The organism is Streptomyces sp. NPDC002004, from assembly GCF_053593975.1.
The window spans coordinates 260863-278950 of the sequence record NZ_JBSFDP010000004.1; the positions used below are offsets into that span (position 1 = coordinate 260863).

An 18088-nucleotide genomic window follows, 5' to 3' on the forward strand; every position below is an offset into this window, starting at 1 on the left:
CCGCCCCCTGGCCGGCCCCGCTCCCGGCTAGCCCCGGCCCATCGCGGCCGTCAGGGCTATCTCGATCAGTACGCGGTTCGGATTCGGCCCGGGCGTGCGCCCGTAGCGCTCCGCGTAGCGCCGCACCGCGTCCGCTATCGGCTCCGGCTCCGTCCGTACGACGGCGCGACCCTCCAGCGTCGCCCACCGGCCCCCGTCGACCTGGCACACCGCGACCCGCGCGCCGTCGGGGCCGGCCGCGAGAATGTGGGCGATCTTGGAGCTGGAGTTGTTCGTGATCACCCGCGCGAGTCCGGCCGCGGGGTCGTAGGTCACGCCGACCGGCACCACGTGCGGCGTCCCGTCGGGGCGCAGGGTGGTCAGGGTGCACAGGTGCCGTTCCCGCCAGAATCCGAGGTAGGCGGGGTCGGGGTTCCGTGGGTCGATCGCGTACGAGGTCATGGTCCGGAACTTAGCCGGTATCGCTTTCCGTTCCTGCCTTGAGTGGAATAGGCTCAACTTTGTGTACGTTGGTTGAGTCAGAGGCAGGAAGTGCGCCGGTCCGGAGGTGACCGGCCGTGACCGGATGTGCGACACAGGCAGGAGGAGCGAGCGGACGTGGACGCCGAGCTGACGAACAGGAGCCGGGACGCGATCAACGCGGCCAGTAGCCGGGCCGTCTCCGAGGGGCACGCGGATCTGACCCCCACACACTTGCTGCTGGCGCTGCTCGAGGGACAGGACAACGAGAACATCGTCGACCTGCTCGCCGCGGTCGACGCCGACCAGGCCGCCGTACGGGCGGCGGCGGAGAAGGCCCTCGCCGCGCTGCCCAGCGTCACGGGGTCCACCGTCGCGCCCCCGCAGCCCAACCGCGAGCTGCTCGCCGTGATCGCCGACGCCGGCCGGCAGGCCAAGGACCTGGGCGACGAGTTCCTGTCCACGGAGCACCTGCTCATCGGCATCGCGGGGAAGGGCGGCTCCGCCGCGGAGGTCCTCGACAAGCACGGGGCCACCCCGAAGAACCTGCTCGACGCGTTTCAGAAGATCAGAGGAGGGCGCCGGGTGACGACACCCGACCCCGAGGGCCAGTACAAGGCCCTGGAGAAGTTCGGCACCGACTTCACCGCGGCGGCGCGTGAGGGCAAGCTCGACCCCGTCATCGGGCGGGACCAGGAGATCCGGCGGGTCGTGCAGGTGCTGTCCCGCCGCACCAAGAACAACCCCGTGCTCATCGGCGAGCCCGGGGTCGGCAAGACGGCCGTGGTCGAGGGGCTCGCGCAGCGGATCGTCAAGGGCGACGTGCCCGAGTCGCTGAGGAACAAGCGGCTCGTCGCGCTCGACATCGGTGCCATGGTCGCCGGGGCGAAGTACCGCGGCGAGTTCGAGGAGCGGCTGAAGACCGTGCTCGCCGAGATCAAGGCGAGCGACGGCCAGATCATCACCTTCATCGACGAGCTGCACACCGTCGTCGGCGCGGGCGCCGGCGGAGACTCCGCCATGGACGCGGGCAACATGCTCAAGCCGATGCTCGCCCGCGGTGAGCTGCGCATGGTCGGCGCGACCACGCTCGACGAGTACCGCGAGCGGATCGAGAAGGACCCGGCGCTGGAGCGCCGCTTCCAGCAGGTGCTGGTCGCCGAGCCGACCGTCGAGGACACCATCGCGATCCTGCGCGGACTCAAGGGGCGGTACGAGGCCCACCACAAGGTGCAGATCGCGGACAGCGCCCTGGTCGCGGCCGCGTCCCTCTCCGACCGCTACATCACCTCGCGCTTCCTCCCCGACAAGGCCATCGACCTCGTCGACGAGGCCGCGTCCCGGCTGCGCATGGAGATCGACTCCTCGCCCGTCGAGATCGACGAACTCCAGCGCTCCGTCGACCGGCTGAAGATGGAGGAGCTGGCGCTGAGCAAGGAGACCGACCCGGCCAGCGTGCAGCGGCTGGAGAAGCTGCGTCGCGACCTCGCCGACAGGGAGGAGGAGCTGCGTGGTCTCACCGCCCGCTGGGAGAAGGAGAAGCAGTCCCTGAACCGGGTCGGTGAGCTGAAGGAGAAGCTCGACGACCTGCGCGGCCAGGCCGAGCGCGCCCAGCGCGATGGCGACTTCGACTCGGCGTCCAAGCTGCTGTACGGCGAGATCCCCGCCGTCGAGCGCGAGCTGGAGGAGGCCTCCGCCGCCGAGGCCCAGCAGGAGGCCGCCAAAAACTCCATGGTCAAGGAGGAGGTCGGTCCCGACGACATCGCCGATGTGGTCGGCTCCTGGACCGGCATCCCGGCGGGGCGGCTGCTGGAGGGCGAGACGCAGAAGCTGCTGCGCATGGAGGAGGAGATCGGCAAGCGGCTCATCGGCCAGACCGAGGCCGTGCGGGCCGTGTCCGACGCCGTGCGCCGCACCCGCGCAGGGATCGCCGATCCCGACCGGCCCACCGGGTCGTTCCTGTTCCTCGGCCCCACCGGCGTGGGCAAGACCGAACTCGCCAAGGCCCTCGCGGACTTCCTCTTCGACGACGAGCGGGCCATGGTCCGCATCGACATGAGCGAGTACGGCGAGAAGCACAGCGTCGCGCGGCTCGTCGGTGCCCCGCCCGGGTACGTCGGCTACGAGGAGGGCGGCCAGCTGACCGAGGCGGTGCGCCGGCGCCCGTACTCGGTGATCCTGCTCGACGAGGTCGAGAAGGCCCACCCCGAGGTCTTCGACGTCCTGCTCCAGGTCCTCGACGACGGCCGCCTCACCGACGGCCAGGGCCGCACGGTCGACTTCCGCAACACCATCCTCGTGCTGACCTCGAACCTGGGCAGCCAGTACCTGGTCGAGCCGGCGTCGAGCGAGGAGGAGAAGCGGCAGCAGGTGCTGGAGGTGGTCCGGGCCTCGTTCAAGCCCGAGTTCCTCAACCGGCTCGACGACACCGTCGTCTTCTCGGCGCTCGGCACGGCCGAGCTGGAGCACATCGCCCGGCTGCAGATCGACCGCCTGGCCCGGCGGCTCGCCGAGCGCCGGCTCACCCTGGAGGTGACCCCTGAGGCCCTGGCCTGGCTCGCGGAGGAGGGGAACGACCCGGTGTACGGCGCCCGCCCCCTGCGCCGCCTCGTCCAGACCGCCATCGGCGACCGCCTCGCGAAGGAGATCCTCTCGGGCGAGGTCACGGACGGCGACACGGTCCGCGTCGACGCGTTTGGGGACGGCCTGATCGTGGGACCCGCCAGCAGCGGGAGCACCGGATCCGCCGGTTCCGGGAAGACGCTCCGAGGCGTCCGGAGGGCACCGGAGAGCCCCATTTAAGCCGACTGCGGAATCAGGCCAGATACGGGGAAACACCACCGGGCGGGGGTTGCCAGCACCCGCCCGGGATGGGGGAGGATGGCGGAATCCGTACGAAGGGAAAAACACGGTGAGCATCGACCCGTCCTCGATTCCGAACTTCGGGGGCCAGCCCGAGCCGCAGCCCCAAGGACCGGCGGGCCCCGTCGTCCCGGATCAGGATCTTGTGAAGCAGCTCCTCGACCAGATGGAGCTCAAGTACGTCGTCGACGACGAGGGCGACCTCGCGGCGCCGTGGGAGGAATTCCGCACGTACTTCATGTTCCGCGGCGAGGCCGACCAGCAGGTCTTCTCGGTGCGGACCTTCTACGACCGGCCGCACAAGCTCGACGAGAAGCAGCAGCTGCTGGAGTCCATCGACGACTGGAACCGCCGCACGCTGTGGCCGAAGGTCTACAGCCACACGCAGGACGACGGCACGGTCCGTCTGATCGGCGAGGCGCAGATGCTGATCGGCACCGGCGTCAGCCTGGAGCACTTCGTCTCCTCGACGGTCAGCTGGGTGCGCGCGGCCATCGAGTTCGACCGCTGGCTCGTCGAGCAGCTCGGCCTGGAGAAGGACGTCGACTCGTCCGCGGACGGGCCCGAGGGCGACGGCGAGGCCCCCGAGGGCGACGACGCGTAGTCGCAGCCCCCGGCCCGCGCCCGTGACGCCTACAGGGGTGCGCGGGCGAACGTGACCAGATAGGTCCCGTACACGAACGAGAGCCCGGCCAGGGCGCCGACCACCACGGCGGCGTGCCACGGCCGGGCTCTCGCCGTTCTCACCAGGGCCCGCGCGAGCGGCAGCAGCAGCGGGAACGCGGGCAGCAGGAACCGCGGCTTGGAGTCGAAGAACCCGGAGCCGCCGACCACGATCACCAGCAGGACACCGGCGTAGACGACCACCGGAAGCGGCTCCCGGTCCACGAGGAGCAGCACGAACAGCACCACGGCCGCCAGCACGGTCAGCAGCGCGAGCGGGAAGACGAACCGCCCGCTGCCGCGCAGCACCAGCCCCCGCACGTAGTCCACCGCCCCCACGCCGAAGTCGAACCGCGACCCCCAGGCGCGCTGCACCGCGAAGTACCCACCGAGCAGGTCGCCCTTGCGCAGCCCCACCCACGCCACGTAACCGCACCAGCCGAGCGGTGCGAGCAGGATCCCTGTCCACAGCCTGTGGGGAACTTTTCCGCGCTCCTGCCAGACCTCGTACACCGCGGCGGCGACGACCGCGACGGCCACCGCGAATCCGTTCGGGCGGGACACCCCCGCGAGCGCTGCCAGCACCCCCGCCCACACCCAGCGCCGCGACAGCACCGCGTACAGCGCCCAGGCCGCGAAGGCCGTGAGCACCGGTTCCGTGTACGCCATGCTCAGCACCACGGAGTGCGGCAGCAGGGCCCAGACCAGGACGAGCACCGTCCCCACGGCCCGCCCGTGCAGCCGTTCCCCGACGCGGTAGATCCCCCATGCGGCGGCCAGCGCGGCCACCCACGCCACCAGGAGCCCCGCGACCTCGCCGCTCAGCTGCGTCACGGACGTGACGCCCCGGATCGCCCAGGGGTAGAGCGGGAAGAACGCGAGATCGCTGTGCACGGTTCCGTCGCTGTACGGGACGGTCCGCCCGTACCCGTGCGCGGCGATGTGCAGGTACCAGATGGAGTCCCAGGAGCGGCCGAGGATCCGGACCGGATCGCGGTTCAGGCGCCAGGCGGTCAGCGTGACCACCGCCGTCGCGGTCAGCCGGGCGGCCAGGAACAGCGTGGTGGCCGTGAGAGCCGCCGCGGGCAGACGCTCCGCGCGGCGACGGAGGTCGCCCTTGCCGGTGCGCGGCCGGGAGCCCGGTAAGGGGCGGGAGAAGGTCCCGGCACCGGGCTTTCTGACGGAGGCGGTTGCAACGGTCTCCACAACCGCACCTTGCGGTGCCGCCGTGGCCCCCGCGACCGCTGCGCGCCCGCCCGGGTTACCTACAGGGCCTTGAGACGCTGCACCGCATCGGCGAGGACCTCGGGCCGCTTGCAGAAGGCGAACCGCACGAACGGTGCCCCGGCCGCCACGTCGTCGTAGAACACGGCGTTGGGGATGGCGACGACCCCGGCCCGCTCCGGAAGCGCCCGGCAGAACGCGAACCCGTCGCTCTCCCCGAGCGCCCGGATGTCGGTGGTGATGAAGTACGTACCGCGGGGCACGTGCACATGGAACCCGGCCTCGGCGAGGCCCGACGCGAGCAGCTCCCGCTTGGCCCGCATGTCCGTGCGGAACGCCTCGAAGTAGGAGTCGGGCAGCGCCAGCGCTTCGGCGACCGCGTACTGGAACGGCCCGGACGAGACGTACGTCAGGAACTGCTTCGCCGACCTGACCGCCGTCACGAGCTCGGCCGGCGCGGTCACCCAGCCGACCTTCCAGCCGGTGAAGGAGAAGGTCTTGCCCGCCGAGCCGATGGTGACGGTCCGCTCCCGCATTCCCGGCAGGGTGGCGAGCGGTACGTGCTCGGCGTCGTCGAAGACCAGGTGCTCGTACACCTCGTCCGTCACCACGAGCAGGTCCCGCTCCACGGCGAGCTGCGCGATCTCGGTCAGCTCGGCTCGGGTCAGCACCGTGCCGGTCGGGTTGTGCGGGGTGTTGACGAGCAGCAGCCGGGTGCGCGGCGTCACCGCGGCGCGCAGCTCGTCGAGGTCCAGGTGGAAGCCCTGTCCCTCGCCGGCCGTCTCGCCGGCCTCGCGCGGCCGCAGCGTGACGGGCACCCGGGTGCCGCCCGCCATCGCGATGCACGCCGCGTACGAGTCGTAGTACGGCTCCAGCGCGATCACCTCGTCGCCGGGTTCCAGGAGCGCCAGCAGGGCCGCCGCGATCGCCTCGGTCGCGCCGGCCGTCACCAGGACCTCGGTGTCGGGGTCGTACGTGAGCGCGTACCGGCGCTGCTGGTGCCCGGCGATCGCCGTGCGCAGCTCGGGGATGCCCGGGCCCGGCGGGTACTGGTTGCCCCGGCCGTCGCGCAGCGCCCGCACCGCGGCCTCGCGGACCTCCTCGGGGCCGTCCGTGTCGGGGAAGCCCTGGCCGAGGTTGATCGAACCGGTCCGCGCGGCCAGCGCGGACATCTCCGCGAAGATCGTGGTCCCGAAGGAAGCCAGCCTGCGGTTGAGGAGAGGGCGCGCACTGGAGGTCATGGCGGTCATCCTGCGCCGAACCGCTCGACTTCCTCAACCGGCGTCCCCGGATGGACGCCCGCGGTGGTGGTCAACGCGCCATCGCCGGACAGGGGGAGCGCCGTTGCCGCCTTTCGCCCGTCGTCGTCCGTCGCGGCCGGCCCCGGGAAGACGGCCGAGACTCCCTTCTGCGCAGGTCAGGGGGCGTTTTCCCCGGTGGACCCTCAGAACTTCCTCAACTCTGCTTTCGGCCCGTGCGGCCGGGGGCATCCCCCTCGCACGAACGAACAGCACGACCCACGGGGGGTCTGCTTCGGGGGAAACGAAAGGAGGGTGACGCCATGATCGCCATCGGCATCATCCTGGCCGTGCTCGTGGTGGCGCTCGTCGTGTTCGCGACGAACCGCAAGAGCAGCACCGGCCGCGCGGTGTCCATGACGAAGGGCCGCCGGCCGTCCGCGTCCCGGTCGGGGGGCGGGCGTTCCCACCGCTCCGACAACAGCTGGTGGGCCGGAACCACGGACACCTCCTCGTCCTGCGGAGGCGGCTCGCACCACGGAGGGCACTCCCACTCGTGCGGAGGTCACTCCTCGTGCGGCGGCTCGTCCTGCGGCTCGTCCTGCGGTGGTGGCGGCTGCGGCGGAGGCAGCTGAGCACCGGGGGCCGTCTGTCGGGCAGGGGGGTCTGTCGGACACGGGGGGGCCGTCGGACACGGGGGCCTGTCGGACACGGGGTCCGGGCCGCCGGGCGCTGGGCGCCGGGGTCCGGGCCGCCAGGTGTCCGGCCGCGGGGCACGCCCTCGACGGGCGCCTCGGGAGTGCAAGGGCGTCTGCGGCGGCGGGGGTTGTGAGCAGGGGCGCGTGTACGGGAGTGTCCGCCGGAGCGAAATCACGCCAACCGCCCCGGCCTTGAGGGCATGCGCCCGTTCCGGATTCGAGCATGCGCTCGTTGCGTCACCGTTGGCACCGGCTCGTTGTTGAACAGTTGAACTGCGCAGCCCTCGGGGGGATGGAAACCCAACGAAGTTGGGTAAAAAGGCTGTGGTGCCATGGCCGTTCATGATTCCCTCTTAAAGTCAACGCAGCCCTCGGACATTCTCTTGGGCATGAGCCGGCCACCCGATCCGCCCGACCGCCCGGACGCCCCGGGACGGTCTCCGGCGTGCCTTCCGGGCCGCGTCGGCCCTCACCTTCCTTGCGCGCCAGCGGAGCCCACCCCATGCTCACGACCCTGAACACCGCCTACACCGATACGCGCGCGGCCGACCTCGCCTGGACCCTGGGGCGTGAACCGCTGCCCGCGCTCGCCACGCTCGACCTCGAACTCTCGGACGCCAAAGTCCAGTTGAGGCTGCTCGGTGCCTCCCATCAGGTCCTCCTGGAGGAGGAACGGGGCACGTGTTCGGAGACCGTCGCCTGCATTCCGGGCAGCAGCACACCGCTGCCGCTCGGCGTCGCCGAACGTGTGGACAACTGGGAGTACGAGTTCGCGGCGCGTGTCGAGACCCTGTCCCGGGGGCAGTTCGCGGGCCGGGCGCAGGAGCTCATCGCCCTGGTCTCCGACCATCCGAACGGGCTCGCCGGGGTCTTCCCCGGCGACCCCCATGCCTTCACGGCGATGCTCGCGCAGCGCCACCAGGGCCAGGTGCACTGGCGCACCTGGCACGCCTATCCCCAGGACGGCCAGCTCGTGGTGACCCGGACCCGCGTCGGCGTGCGCGTGGCGGCCGCGGCCTGAGCGCGCCGGCCCGCCCGAGTCCGTACCCCTGATCCCGAAGGAGCCGGCGTATGCGTGTCCGAGCCGGCTCCACACGTGTGGGTGACCAGGTGCGATCGGGTGGTGACGTAGCGTTCGCGATGTGATCGAACCGCGCGGCCCCGCACCACTGCTCCCGGCCCCACCGCGGCCCCGGCAGGCGCGGAGCCCGGCGCGGCTGCCCGTCACGCCCACGACCGGCCGGTACCTCGTCCTCGCGGGCGTCTTCGTCTGCGCCGCCTGCGGGCTGGTGTACGAGCTGGAACTCGTCGCGCTCGCCTCGTACTTGATCGGCGACTCGGTCACCCAGGCGTCCGTGGTGCTCTCCGTGATGGTCTTCGCGATGGGTATCGGATCGCTCGCCGCGAAGCGGCTGCGGCTGCGCGCCGCAGCCGGGTTCGGCGCGGTCGAGGCCGCGCTCGCGCTGGTCGGCGGGTGCAGCGCGATGGCGCTGTACGCGGCGTTCGCCTGGACCGGCGCCCGTGGCGACTCCGGGATCGGGGACTCACGTGTGCTGCTCGTCGCCTTCTCGCTCGCGATCGGCGTCCTCATCGGCGCCGAGATCCCCCTGCTGATGGTGCTGATCCAGCGCATCCGGCGGCAGGACGCGGGCGGGGCGGTCGCCGACCTGTTCGCCGCCGACTACGTGGGCGCGCTCGTCGGCGGGCTGGCCTTTCCCTTCCTGCTGCTGCCGCTGCTCGGCCAGTTGACGGGTGCGCTGCTCACCGGCGCGGTGAACGCGCTGGCGGGCGGCGCCCTCGTCCTCGGCCTGTTCCGGCGCGATCTGAGCCGTCGCGGCCGCTGGTTCCTCCTGGTCGCCAACGTCGTGGTGCTCGGCGTCCTCGCCACCGCGGCCGTCCTCGTCGACGACTTCGAACGGGCCGCCCGGCAGGCCGTGTACGGGCGGGACGTACGCGTCGCCGTGCAGACCGGCATCCAGGAGGTCGTCCTCACCGGCGGCGCCCACGGCCCGCTCGGCCTGTACCTCGACGGCCGGCTGCGGGTCAGCTCCCGCGACGAGCGGCGCTACCACGACGCACTGGTCCGCCCGGCCATGGAAGGGCCCCATGAGCGGGTGCTGATCCTCGGCGGCGGCGACGGTCTCGCCGCCCGCGACGTCCTGCGGCACCCCGGCGTCCGCCGCCTCGACATCGTGGAGATCGACGCCGGCGTCGTCTCCCTCGCCCGGCACGACCCGGCGCTCAGCGCGCTCAACGCGCATGTGTACGACGACCCGCGCGTGCACGTCGTCACCGACGACGCCTTCGGCTGGCTGCGCGGCGCGGGCGCGAGGCAGGCGCCGTACGACGTGATCGTGGCCGATCTGCCGGACCCCGGCATCACCGCCAGCACCAAGCTGTACTCGCAGGAGTTCTACGGGCTCGCCGGCCGGGTGCTCGCCGACGGCGGACGGCTCGTCGCGCACGCGGGCTCCGCCGCGTCCCGGCCGCGCGTCTTCCGGACCGTCGACGCGACGATACGGGCGGCCGGGTTGTCCACCCTGCCGTACTGCGTGAGCGGACGGCTGTCCGGGTCCCCGGCGGGACCCGACCGCCGCACTCCCGACGGCGCGCGCGCCCCGCGCGACTGGGGGTTCGTGCTCGCCGGACGCGGGCCGGCCGGCGCCAGGTCGGTCCAGGACGTACGGGGCCTGCGGGGCGGGTGCGACGCGGACCGTGCCCCCGGGCCCGGGCTGCCCCCCTCGACGCTGGTGCACCCGCGGTACACGGGCTGACGGCCGGTCCTCCGGGCCTGCCCGCGGCGGCGGATTCCGCGCGGAGGCGGTACAGGAACGGCGGGCGTGGGTAGGCTCGGCTGTCATGGAGCACGAGGTATTCGTTCCGGTTCCGGTGGAGTCCCTGCGCAGGGCCCTGGCCGATCCCGTACGGGTCGCCCGGGCGGTGCCCGGGTTCCAGCAGGACACGGTGGAGTCCCCCGGGGCGGGCCGGTTCAAGGTGCGGGTCGGGGGCAGCTCGATCACCTATCGCGGCGCGCTGCGGATCTCCGCGGCGGGCGACGACCGGTTCTCCGTCGAGGGCGACGGGACCGAGGTGCGCGGCGGCGGCTCCGTGAAGCTGGCGCTCAGCCTGTCCCTCGACCCCGTCGAAGGCGGGACCGTGCTCAGGTTCTCCGGTGGCGGCTCCGGCGACGGACGGGTCGCCGAACTCCCCTCCGACGCACTGCGGTCGGCGTCCGAGCGGCTGCTGGACAGGTTCGGCGAGGCGCTGGCGCTGGAGTCCGGTGACGCGCCGCTGCCCACCGGTTCCGCACCGGCCGACCGCCTGCCCGAGGCACGCACGGACGACGACTCGGGCGCGGACGGGGCGGGCACGGACACCGAGAGGGATGCGTCCACCGGCGGCGCCGAGGAGCCCACAGCCGAGGAACCCACCGCAGAGGAGCCCTCCGCCGGGCAGCCCGAGCCCTCCGTCTTCGACGTGGACGTGCCCCCGTCCTCGCTCGACCCCTTCGCCGGAGACGTCTCGCCCGACGGGGAGGACGTCGTCGCGCCGCCCGCCGAGGCCGCGCACGCCCGGCGGACGATGATCGGCCGGAGCGCCGAGGAGGTCGACCACGCGCCGCCGCGCGGGCGGTACGCGCCGGTGCCGGCACCGGAGACCGCGTCGCCCACCGCCACCCTCCGCTGGGCGGCCCCGGCGGCGGCCCTGCTGGTGGCCTCCGCCATCGTCGTGACCCGCGCCCTGCGCCGCCGGACCCGCTGACCCCGTCGGCCGGGACGCGTGCCGGCCCCGCGCCGGACATGCCACCAGGCGCCCCGCCCCCCTAAAGTCGCACCGTGAGTACCGAAGACATCACGCTGACCGCGGGCGACGCGGACGTGACGATCCGCCCGGGCCACGGCTGCCGGGTCGGCAGCCTGCGCATCGCCGGCACCGAACTGCTCCGGCAGGGCGACCGCTACGGCTGCTTCCCGATGGTGCCGTGGTGCGGACGGATCAGGGACGGCCGGTTCCGCAACGGCGGCGTCGTCCACCAGATGCCCCTGAACTCTCCCCCGCACGCCATCCACGGCACGGCCCGCGACCACGCGTGGCACACCGCCCGCCCCCAGGGCCGAGGCCGCGCCGGAGCAGGGGGGAGCCCCGCCGGCGACCGCGAGGCGGTGTTCACCTACGACCTCGAGGACCCCTGGCCGTACCCGGGCCGTGTCACCCACCGCGTCGAGCTGGCGGAGAACTCGCTGACGCTGACGCTGTGCGTCGAGACGTACGACTCGTCCTTCCCGGCGCAGGCGGGCTGGCACCCGTGGTTCAACCGCACCCTCGGCGGAGGGCAGGACGCCCGCATCGATTTCACGCCCGCCTGGCAGGAGGAGCGCGGCGACGACCATCTGCCGACCGGCCGCCGCATCGACCCCGAGCCCGGCCCCTGGGACGACTGCTTCGGGATGCCGGACGGGGTGGACGTCACGATCACCTGGCCCGGGCAGCTGGAGCTCAAGGTCGCCAGCCCGGAGCAGTGGGTCGTCGTGTACGACGAGCAGGAGGCAGCCGTGTGCGCGGAGCCGCAGTCCGGTCCGCCCGACGGGTTGAACACCCGGCCCCGGCTCGTCACCCCCATCGACCCGCTGGAGGTCACGACCGTGTGGACATGGCGCGCGCTCTAAGCTGACACGTATGACGGACGTACGTGGCGCGCTGAAGCAGCAGATCAAGGACAAGGCCGTGGTGCACGGCAAGGTGACCCTCTCCTCGGGTCTTGAGGCCGACTACTACGTCGACCTGCGCCGGGTCACCCTCGACGGTGTCGCCGCGCCGCTGGTGGGTCAGGTCATGCTCGACCTGACCGCCGACCTGGACTACGACGCGGTGGGCGGCCTCACCATGGGCGCCGACCCGGTGGCGGCGGCGATGCTGCACGCCGCGGCTGCGCGCGGCAGGAGCCTCGACGCGTACGTGGTGCGCAAGGCCGCCAAGGCGCACGGCATGCAGCGCCAGGTCGAGGGCCCGGACATCAAGGGCCGCCGCGTGCTGGTCGTGGAGGACACCTCCACCACGGGCGGCTCCCCGCTCACCGCCGTGGAGGCGGTCCGCGCCGCGGGCGCCGAGGTCGTCGCCGTGGCGACCATCGTCGACCGGGCGACCGGCGCGGCCGAGAAGATCAGCGAGGGCGCGGGGGTGCCCTACCTGTTCGCGTTCTCGAAGGACGAGCTCGGGCTCGACTGACGCCCGGCGCGGGGGACCCGGCCGCACCCGGCCGGGTGCCCGCGGGGCGGCACCCGGGGGACGGCCGGACGGGGTGGGTGGAGCATTCGGCGGCGTCTGGGAAGATGGCCCCGACGATGACGTCGCCACCCCTAGGTCAGGGTCGCAAACAGACACCCGCACATCACAAGGAGCGGACAGATGCCCATCGCAACCCCCGAGGTCTACAACGAGATGCTCGACCGGGCGAAGGCAGGCAAGTTCGCCTACCCGGCGATCAACGTCACCTCCTCCCAGACCCTGAACGCGGCGCTGCGCGGTTTCGCCGAGGCGGAGAGCGACGGCATCATCCAGATCTCCACCGGCGGTGCGGAGTTCCTGGGCGGTCAGTACAGCAAGGACATGGTGACGGGCGCGGTCGCGCTCGCCGAGTACGCGCACGTCATCGCCGAGAAGTACCCGGTCACCGTCGCGCTGCACACCGACCACTGCCCGAAGGACAAGCTGGACGGCTATGTACGCCCGCTGATCGCGGTCTCCGAGGAGCGCGTCAAGGCCGGCCGCAACCCGCTGTTCCAGTCGCACATGTGGGACGGCTCCGCGGAGACCCTCGCCGACAACCTGGCCATCGCGCAGGAGCTGCTGGCCCGCGCCCACGCCGCCAAGATCGTCCTCGAGGTCGAGATCACCCCGACCGGCGGCGAGGAGGACGGTGTCACGCACGAGATCAACGACTCGCTGTACACCACCGTCGAGGACGCGATCCGCACCGCCGAGGCCCTCGGCCTGGGCGAGAAGGGCCGCTACCTGCTGGCCGCGTCCTTCGGCAACGTGCACGGCGTCTACAAGCCGGGCAACGTCGTCCTGCGTCCCGAGCTGCTGAAGGAGCTGAACGACGGCGTCGCCGCCAAGTACGGCAAGCCGCAGCCGTTCGACTTCGTCTTCCACGGCGGTTCCGGCTCCACCGAGCAGGAGATCCACACCGCGCTGGAGAACGGCGTCGTGAAGATGAACATCGACACGGACACGCAGTACGCCTTCACGCGTCCCGTCGCCGCGCACATGTTCACGAACTACGACGGTGTGCTGAAGGTCGACGGCGAGGTCGGCTCGAAGAAGCAGTACGACCCGCGCACCTGGGGCAAGCTCGCCGAGGCCTCCATGGCCGAGCGCGTGGGCGTGGCCTGCCAGAACCTGCGGTCGGCCGGCACCAAGCTGAAGTAGTCCCCGCGCGGCCCCTCGGGCCGCCACGGGCTTCGGGGCCCGGCACTCCGCAGGGGGTGCCGGGCCCCGTGCCGTCCGCCCCCGGGCGGCACCTGGGAGACTGGAACCCATGGGTATTCACGAGAACCTGCTCGGGGGTCCGCCCCCGACCCATCTGCCCGACGACCCGGGGCCGCGCGAGGCGCTCGCGAACGGCACCGCGCCCGCCGACGTCGCCGCCCGGTACCCCACCTCCTCGCTCGCCTGGGCGCAGCTCGCCGACGACGCCTTCGAGCGCGGCAGCGTGGTGGAGTCGTACGCCTACGCCCGTACGGGCTACCACCGGGGCCTGGACGCGCTGCGCCGCAACGGCTGGAAGGGCCACGGCCCCGTGCCGTGGGAGCACGAGCCGAACCGCGGCTTCCTGCGCGCCCTGCACGCCCTCGCCCGCGCCGCCCGGGCGATCGGCGAGACCGAGGAGTACGAGCGCTGCTCGCAGTTCCTGAAGGACTCCTCGGCGACGGCGGCGCAGACCCTGGGCTGACCACGGGACACGGCCCGCCCGGCCCAGTGACCGGGCGGGCCTTGCCGTATCCGGGGACGATTGCGGAAGATGCCCGGTGGGGACCGGGGCCCCCGTGCCGGGATCGGCAGGGGCGGACCGCTACCCGGAGTACGTATCGAGGAGACAGCGATGTCCCACGAGGTGAACCAAGGGGCTCAGGAGCCTGAGACCCCGAACCTCGACTTCGCAGGAACGACCCCGTACGAGGACTACGTCCAGGCGGACGTTCTCACCCACCTCCAGCACCCCCTCTCGGACGATCCCGGAGAGATGGTCTTCCTGGTCACGACCCAGGTCATGGAGCTGTGGTTCACCGTCATCGTGCACGAGTGGGAGACCGCGTCGCGGGCCCTGCGCGGCGACGACGTCCCGACCGCGGTCGCGGCCCTGAAGCGGTCGGTGCGCGAGCTGGAGGCGCTGAACGCGTCCTGGAGGCCGCTCGGTCAGCTGACCCCGGCCCAGTTCAACGCGTACCGGTCCGCGCTCGGCGAGGGCTCCGGTTTCCAGTCGGCGATGTACCGGCGCATGGAGTTCCTGCTCGGCGAGAAGTCCACGGCCATGCTGGTGCCGCACCGGGGCGCGCCCCGGGTGCACACGGAGCTGGAGAAGGCGCTCCAGGAGCCCAGCCTGTACGACGAGGTGCTGCGGCTGCTCGCCCGGCGCGGCCATGCGGTCCCGGACGCGGTCCTGAACCGCGAGGTGAGCGTGCGCTACGAGGCGTCGCCCGAGGTCGAGGAGGTCTGGGCGCGGGTCTACTCCGGTGACGAGTCCACGGACGTCGCGCGGCTGGGCGAGGCGCTGACGGACGTCGCCGAGCTGGTGTGGCGCTGGCGAAACGATCACCTGGTGGCGACGCGGCGCGCGATGGGCGCCAAGGTCGGCACGGGCGGCTCCGCCGGGGTCGCCTGGCTGGAGAAGAGGGCAGTGAAGAACGTGTTCCCCGAGCTTTGGACGGCGCGCAGTCATGTCTGAGACCTTTTCCTCCGGCCTCGTCGAGAAGGCCGCGACCCTGGACGCCACCGACGAACTCGGCAAGCTGCGCGATCTGTTCGTCCTCGACGACGGTGTCTACCTGGACGGCAACTCGCTGGGCGCGCTGCCCCGGAACGTGCCGGACCGGATGGCCGACGTGATCACCCGTGAGTGGGGCGCGCTGCGCATCCGCTCCTGGGACGACAGCGGCTGGTGGACCGCGCCGGAACGTATCGGCGACCGGATCGCACCGCTGGTCGGCGCGGCGCCCGGGCAGATCGTGGTCGGCGACTCGACGAGCGTCAACGTCTTCAAGGCGCTGGTGGCGGCGGTGCGGATGGTGCGCTCCGGCGAAGAGGCGCGCGACGAGATCGTCGTCGACGCGACGACCTTCCCGACGGATGGCTACATCGCCCGGTCGGCAGCCCGGATGACGGGCTGCGAACTGCGCCCCGTGACACCGGCCGAGGTTCCCTCCGTGCTCGGCCCGCGCACCGCGGTGGTCCTGCTCAACCACGTCGACTACCGCACCGGCAGGCTGCACGACCTGCCCGGTCTGACGGCCGCGATCCACGAGGCGGGGGCCCTCGCCGTGTGGGACCTGTGCCACAGCGCGGGCGCGCTCCCGGTGGGCCTGGACGCACACGGGGTCGATCTGGCGGTCGGCTGCACCTACAAGTACCTGAACGGAGGCCCGGGCGCACCGGCGTACCTGTACGTCCGCAGCGGCCTCCAGTCCCGTTTCGACTCGCCGCTCCCCGGCTGGACCTCCCATGCGGACCCGTTCGGCATGAGCCCGTCCTACACGCCGGCCGACGGCGCCGTGCGGGGCCGCGTGGGCACCCCCGACATCCTGTCGATGCTCGCCCTGGAGGCGGCCCTGGAGGTCTGGGACGGCGTCTCGATCGACACGGCGCGGGCGAAGTCCCTGGCGCTGACGGACTTCTTCCTGGAGTGCGTACGGGAGTACGTCCCCGAGGGCCGGGTGGAGGCGATCACGCCGGCCGCCCACGCGGAACGCGGCAGCCAGGTCGCGTTGCGCTGCCCGGACGCGGGCGAGGTCATGAGCCGGCTGATGGCCCGCGGTGTGGTCGGCGACTTCCGCCATCCCGACGTACTGCGCTTCGGCTTCACCCCGCTGTACGTCGGCTACGCGGACGTGGAGCGGGCGGCGCGGGCCCTCGCGGAGGCGCTGGACTGACCGGCGCCCGACGACCGGCCGGGATGCGCGGGGGCGCCGGCCACGGCGCCCCCGCGCATCCCGCCGGTCCGGGTCAGGTCGTGAAGACGCCAGCCACCGCGCCGGCCAGGGCGGCGTCCGCGGCCCGGACCGCATCGTCGGGTCCGGGCGCGACGCCGGTGGTCAGCCACCGGTAGTACAGGGGCGCCGAGACGGCACGGATCACCTCCGGGGCATCCGTGCCGCTCGGCACCTCGCCCCGCGCGACGCCCTGCTCCACGCAGGGCGCCCACTCGGCCACCCGCACCTCGTAGAAGCGGGCCAGTGCCTCCTCCGTCCGTGCGTCGCACGCCGCCGCCGCGATCACCGCGCGGAAGAGCGCTCCTTGCCGCGCATCCCCCAACGTCCGCTGGACCAGCTCCGCATTGGCGCGCAGGTCCCCGCGCAGGGAGCCGGTGTCGCTGCGGGGCACGGACTGCTCGGCCATGTCGCCCAGCAGGTCCGCCACCAGACCGGTCACGGTCCCCCACCGCCGGTACACCGTCGTCTTCCCCACGTCGGCCCGCCGGGCCACGTCCGCGAGATCGAGACGGTCGAACCCCTGCTCGGCGAGCACGTCCCCGGCCGCCCGCAGCACGGCTGCCCGCACCCGTGCGGTGCGCCCACCGGGACGAACGGTGCCGGGTTCGGCGGACATGACGGCCTCCTCGTACGGCCTACGGCTGGCGCAAGGGCCCTGCCACGACTCCCGTGGTACGGCCGTCGACCAGCGTAACGGCACAAGAGAACCGTTTGCCGGGTCGCCCGTGGTCCGGGGCCCCTTCACCGGGCGTGACAACCCCGTGCCGGCCCACGTCGGGCCTGATACCGTCCCCGCACACAGCCGAGATCATCAAGCCCTTTTCGCTGCTGAGAGGTTGGAGCATGCCGGACGACGCCGCCGCCCGCGCCGCCGCAGAGGAGGAGTCGGCGTTCTCCCATCCCGCCGTACCGCCCGACGCGACCGCCGCCTACGGCGACCACCCCGACCAGGTGATCGACTTCTATGCGCCCCGCGAGGGCGCGGCGGCTCCCGGTGGCTCCGCCCCGCTGGTCGTCGTCCTGCACGGGGGCGCCTGGCGTGCCCGGTACGACCGGCAGCACCTCACTCCCTTCGCCGACCACCTGGCCCGCCGCGGATTCGCCGTGGCCAACGTCGAGTACCGGCGCGGCGGCGTGATCCCGGCACAGGGCGACGCCGGGCCCGTCGCGGGCCGCTGGCCCGAGACGTTCGACGACGTGGCCGCCGCGATGGACGCGCTGCCCGCCCTCGTGGCGGAGCACCTGCCGCAGGCCGACGCGCGGCGCACCGTCCTCACCGGGCACTCCGCGGGCGGCCACCTCGCCCTGTGGGCCGCCGCCCGCCACGTCCTGCCCGCCGACGCGCCCTGGCGCAGCGCGCACCCCGCCCCGCTGCGCGGTGTCGTCGCCCTCGCCCCGATCGCCGACTTCCGGGTCGCCGAGGAACTGGACGTCTGCTCGAACGCGGCACTCCAACTCCTCGGCGGCGCCGACCGGTTCGAGGAGCGCCTCCCGTACGCCGACCCCGCCGCCCTGCTGCCCACGGGGATCGCGACGACGCTGGTCCAGGGCCGCGAGGACCTCGAGGTCCCGCAGACGGTGGCCGAGGCGTACGCCGACGCGGCGGCGAACGCGGGCGAGGTCGTCGGCTTCACGCTCCTGGAGGGCGTGGGGCACTTCCCCCTGATCGACCCCGCGGCGGACGCATGCGCGGTGGTGGCGGAGGAGATCGCGCAACTGGCCTGGTGACCCCTGGGGA

The 18088-nt window shown here is 72.8% G+C and carries 16 protein-coding genes and 1 pseudogene; 13 read left to right on the top strand and 4 right to left on the bottom strand.

What is annotated here, in order from left to right; all coding sequences use genetic code 11:
• Positions 1-27: 27 nt before the first annotated feature.
• Positions 28-441: a pyridoxamine 5'-phosphate oxidase family protein gene (locus tag ACWCP6_RS09550; protein ID WP_450931795.1), complete on the bottom strand. Its 414-nt coding sequence runs from the start codon at positions 439-441 to the stop codon at positions 28-30.
• 156 nt (positions 442-597) lie between these two features.
• On the opposite strand from ACWCP6_RS09550, the pseudogene clpB reads away from it, so the two are divergent.
• Both clpB and ACWCP6_RS09560 read left to right on the top strand, forming a co-directional pair.
• Positions 598-3198 (top strand): annotated as a pseudogene (clpB, locus tag ACWCP6_RS09555) (ATP-dependent chaperone ClpB); the annotation flags it as partial.
• A 172-nt stretch (positions 3199-3370) separates the two neighbouring features.
• The gene (locus tag ACWCP6_RS09560; RefSeq protein WP_450931796.1) at positions 3371-3925 is read left to right on the top strand and encodes a YbjN domain-containing protein; all 555 of its coding nucleotides are present in this window, start codon (positions 3371-3373) and stop codon (positions 3923-3925) included.
• 29 nt (positions 3926-3954) lie between these two features.
• On the opposite strand, the gene ACWCP6_RS09565 is transcribed toward ACWCP6_RS09560, so the two are convergent.
• Together ACWCP6_RS09565 and ACWCP6_RS09570 are read right to left on the bottom strand one after the other, a co-directional pair.
• On the bottom strand, positions 3955-5190 hold the full coding sequence (locus ACWCP6_RS09565; RefSeq protein WP_450931797.1) for a glycosyltransferase family 39 protein: 1236 nt from the start codon (positions 5188-5190) through the stop codon (positions 3955-3957).
• Between the two features lie 59 nt (positions 5191-5249).
• Positions 5250-6458: a pyridoxal phosphate-dependent aminotransferase gene (locus ACWCP6_RS09570; protein WP_450931798.1), complete on the bottom strand. Its 1209-nt coding sequence runs from the start codon at positions 6456-6458 to the stop codon at positions 5250-5252.
• Between the two features lie 311 nt (positions 6459-6769).
• On the opposite strand from ACWCP6_RS09570, the gene ACWCP6_RS09575 reads away from it, so the two are divergent.
• The 10 genes from ACWCP6_RS09575 to kynU all read left to right on the top strand — a co-directional run bounded on the left by ACWCP6_RS09575 (position 6770) and on the right by kynU (position 16290).
• Complete coding sequence (locus ACWCP6_RS09575; RefSeq protein WP_450931799.1) at positions 6770-7081, top strand: hypothetical protein; 312 nt, start codon at positions 6770-6772, stop codon at positions 7079-7081.
• A 565-nt stretch (positions 7082-7646) separates the two neighbouring features.
• Positions 7647-8165, top strand: a complete 519-nt coding sequence (locus ACWCP6_RS09580; protein WP_450931800.1) for a DUF2617 family protein — start codon at positions 7647-7649, stop codon at positions 8163-8165.
• A 121-nt stretch (positions 8166-8286) separates the two neighbouring features.
• Positions 8287-9918 (top strand): polyamine aminopropyltransferase, encoded by a 1632-nt coding sequence (locus ACWCP6_RS09585; protein ID WP_450931801.1) that lies wholly within the window; start codon positions 8287-8289, stop codon positions 9916-9918.
• Between the two features lie 85 nt (positions 9919-10003).
• Entirely contained in the window at positions 10004-10906 is a 903-nt protein-coding gene (locus tag ACWCP6_RS09590; protein WP_450931802.1) for an SRPBCC domain-containing protein, read from the top strand.
• 74 nt (positions 10907-10980) lie between these two features.
• Positions 10981-11811 carry an aldose epimerase family protein gene (locus ACWCP6_RS09595; RefSeq protein WP_450931803.1) on the top strand — a complete coding sequence of 277 codons (831 nt, stop codon included), beginning with the start codon at positions 10981-10983 and terminating at the stop codon, positions 11809-11811.
• Between the two features lie 10 nt (positions 11812-11821).
• On the top strand, positions 11822-12370 hold the full coding sequence (gene pyrE / locus ACWCP6_RS09600; RefSeq protein WP_450931804.1) for an orotate phosphoribosyltransferase: 549 nt from the start codon (positions 11822-11824) through the stop codon (positions 12368-12370).
• A 180-nt stretch (positions 12371-12550) separates the two neighbouring features.
• A complete protein-coding gene (gene fbaA, locus ACWCP6_RS09605; RefSeq protein WP_450931805.1) occupies positions 12551-13573 on the top strand; it encodes a class II fructose-bisphosphate aldolase in 1023 nt (340 codons plus the stop codon).
• A gap of 109 nt (positions 13574-13682) precedes the next feature.
• Positions 13683-14096: a DUF3151 domain-containing protein gene (locus ACWCP6_RS09610; protein WP_450931806.1), complete on the top strand. Its 414-nt coding sequence runs from the start codon at positions 13683-13685 to the stop codon at positions 14094-14096.
• A gap of 150 nt (positions 14097-14246) precedes the next feature.
• On the top strand, positions 14247-15089 hold the full coding sequence (locus tag ACWCP6_RS09615) for a tryptophan 2,3-dioxygenase family protein (RefSeq protein ID WP_450931807.1): 843 nt from the start codon (positions 14247-14249) through the stop codon (positions 15087-15089).
• Complete coding sequence (gene kynU, locus ACWCP6_RS09620) at positions 15082-16290, top strand: kynureninase (protein WP_450931808.1); 1209 nt, start codon at positions 15082-15084, stop codon at positions 16288-16290. Before ACWCP6_RS09615 ends, kynU begins: the two co-directional genes overlap by 8 nt.
• Before the next feature lie 73 nt (positions 16291-16363).
• Here kynU and ACWCP6_RS09625 read toward each other — a convergent pair whose 3' ends face one another.
• A complete protein-coding gene (locus tag ACWCP6_RS09625) occupies positions 16364-16966 on the bottom strand; it encodes a TetR/AcrR family transcriptional regulator (RefSeq protein ID WP_450931809.1) in 603 nt (200 codons plus the stop codon).
• Positions 16967-17193: 227 nt separating this feature from the next.
• On the opposite strand from ACWCP6_RS09625, the gene ACWCP6_RS09630 reads away from it, so the two are divergent.
• Entirely contained in the window at positions 17194-18078 is an 885-nt protein-coding gene (locus ACWCP6_RS09630) for an alpha/beta hydrolase (RefSeq protein WP_450931810.1), read from the top strand.
• Positions 18079-18088: the final 10 nt, after the last annotated feature.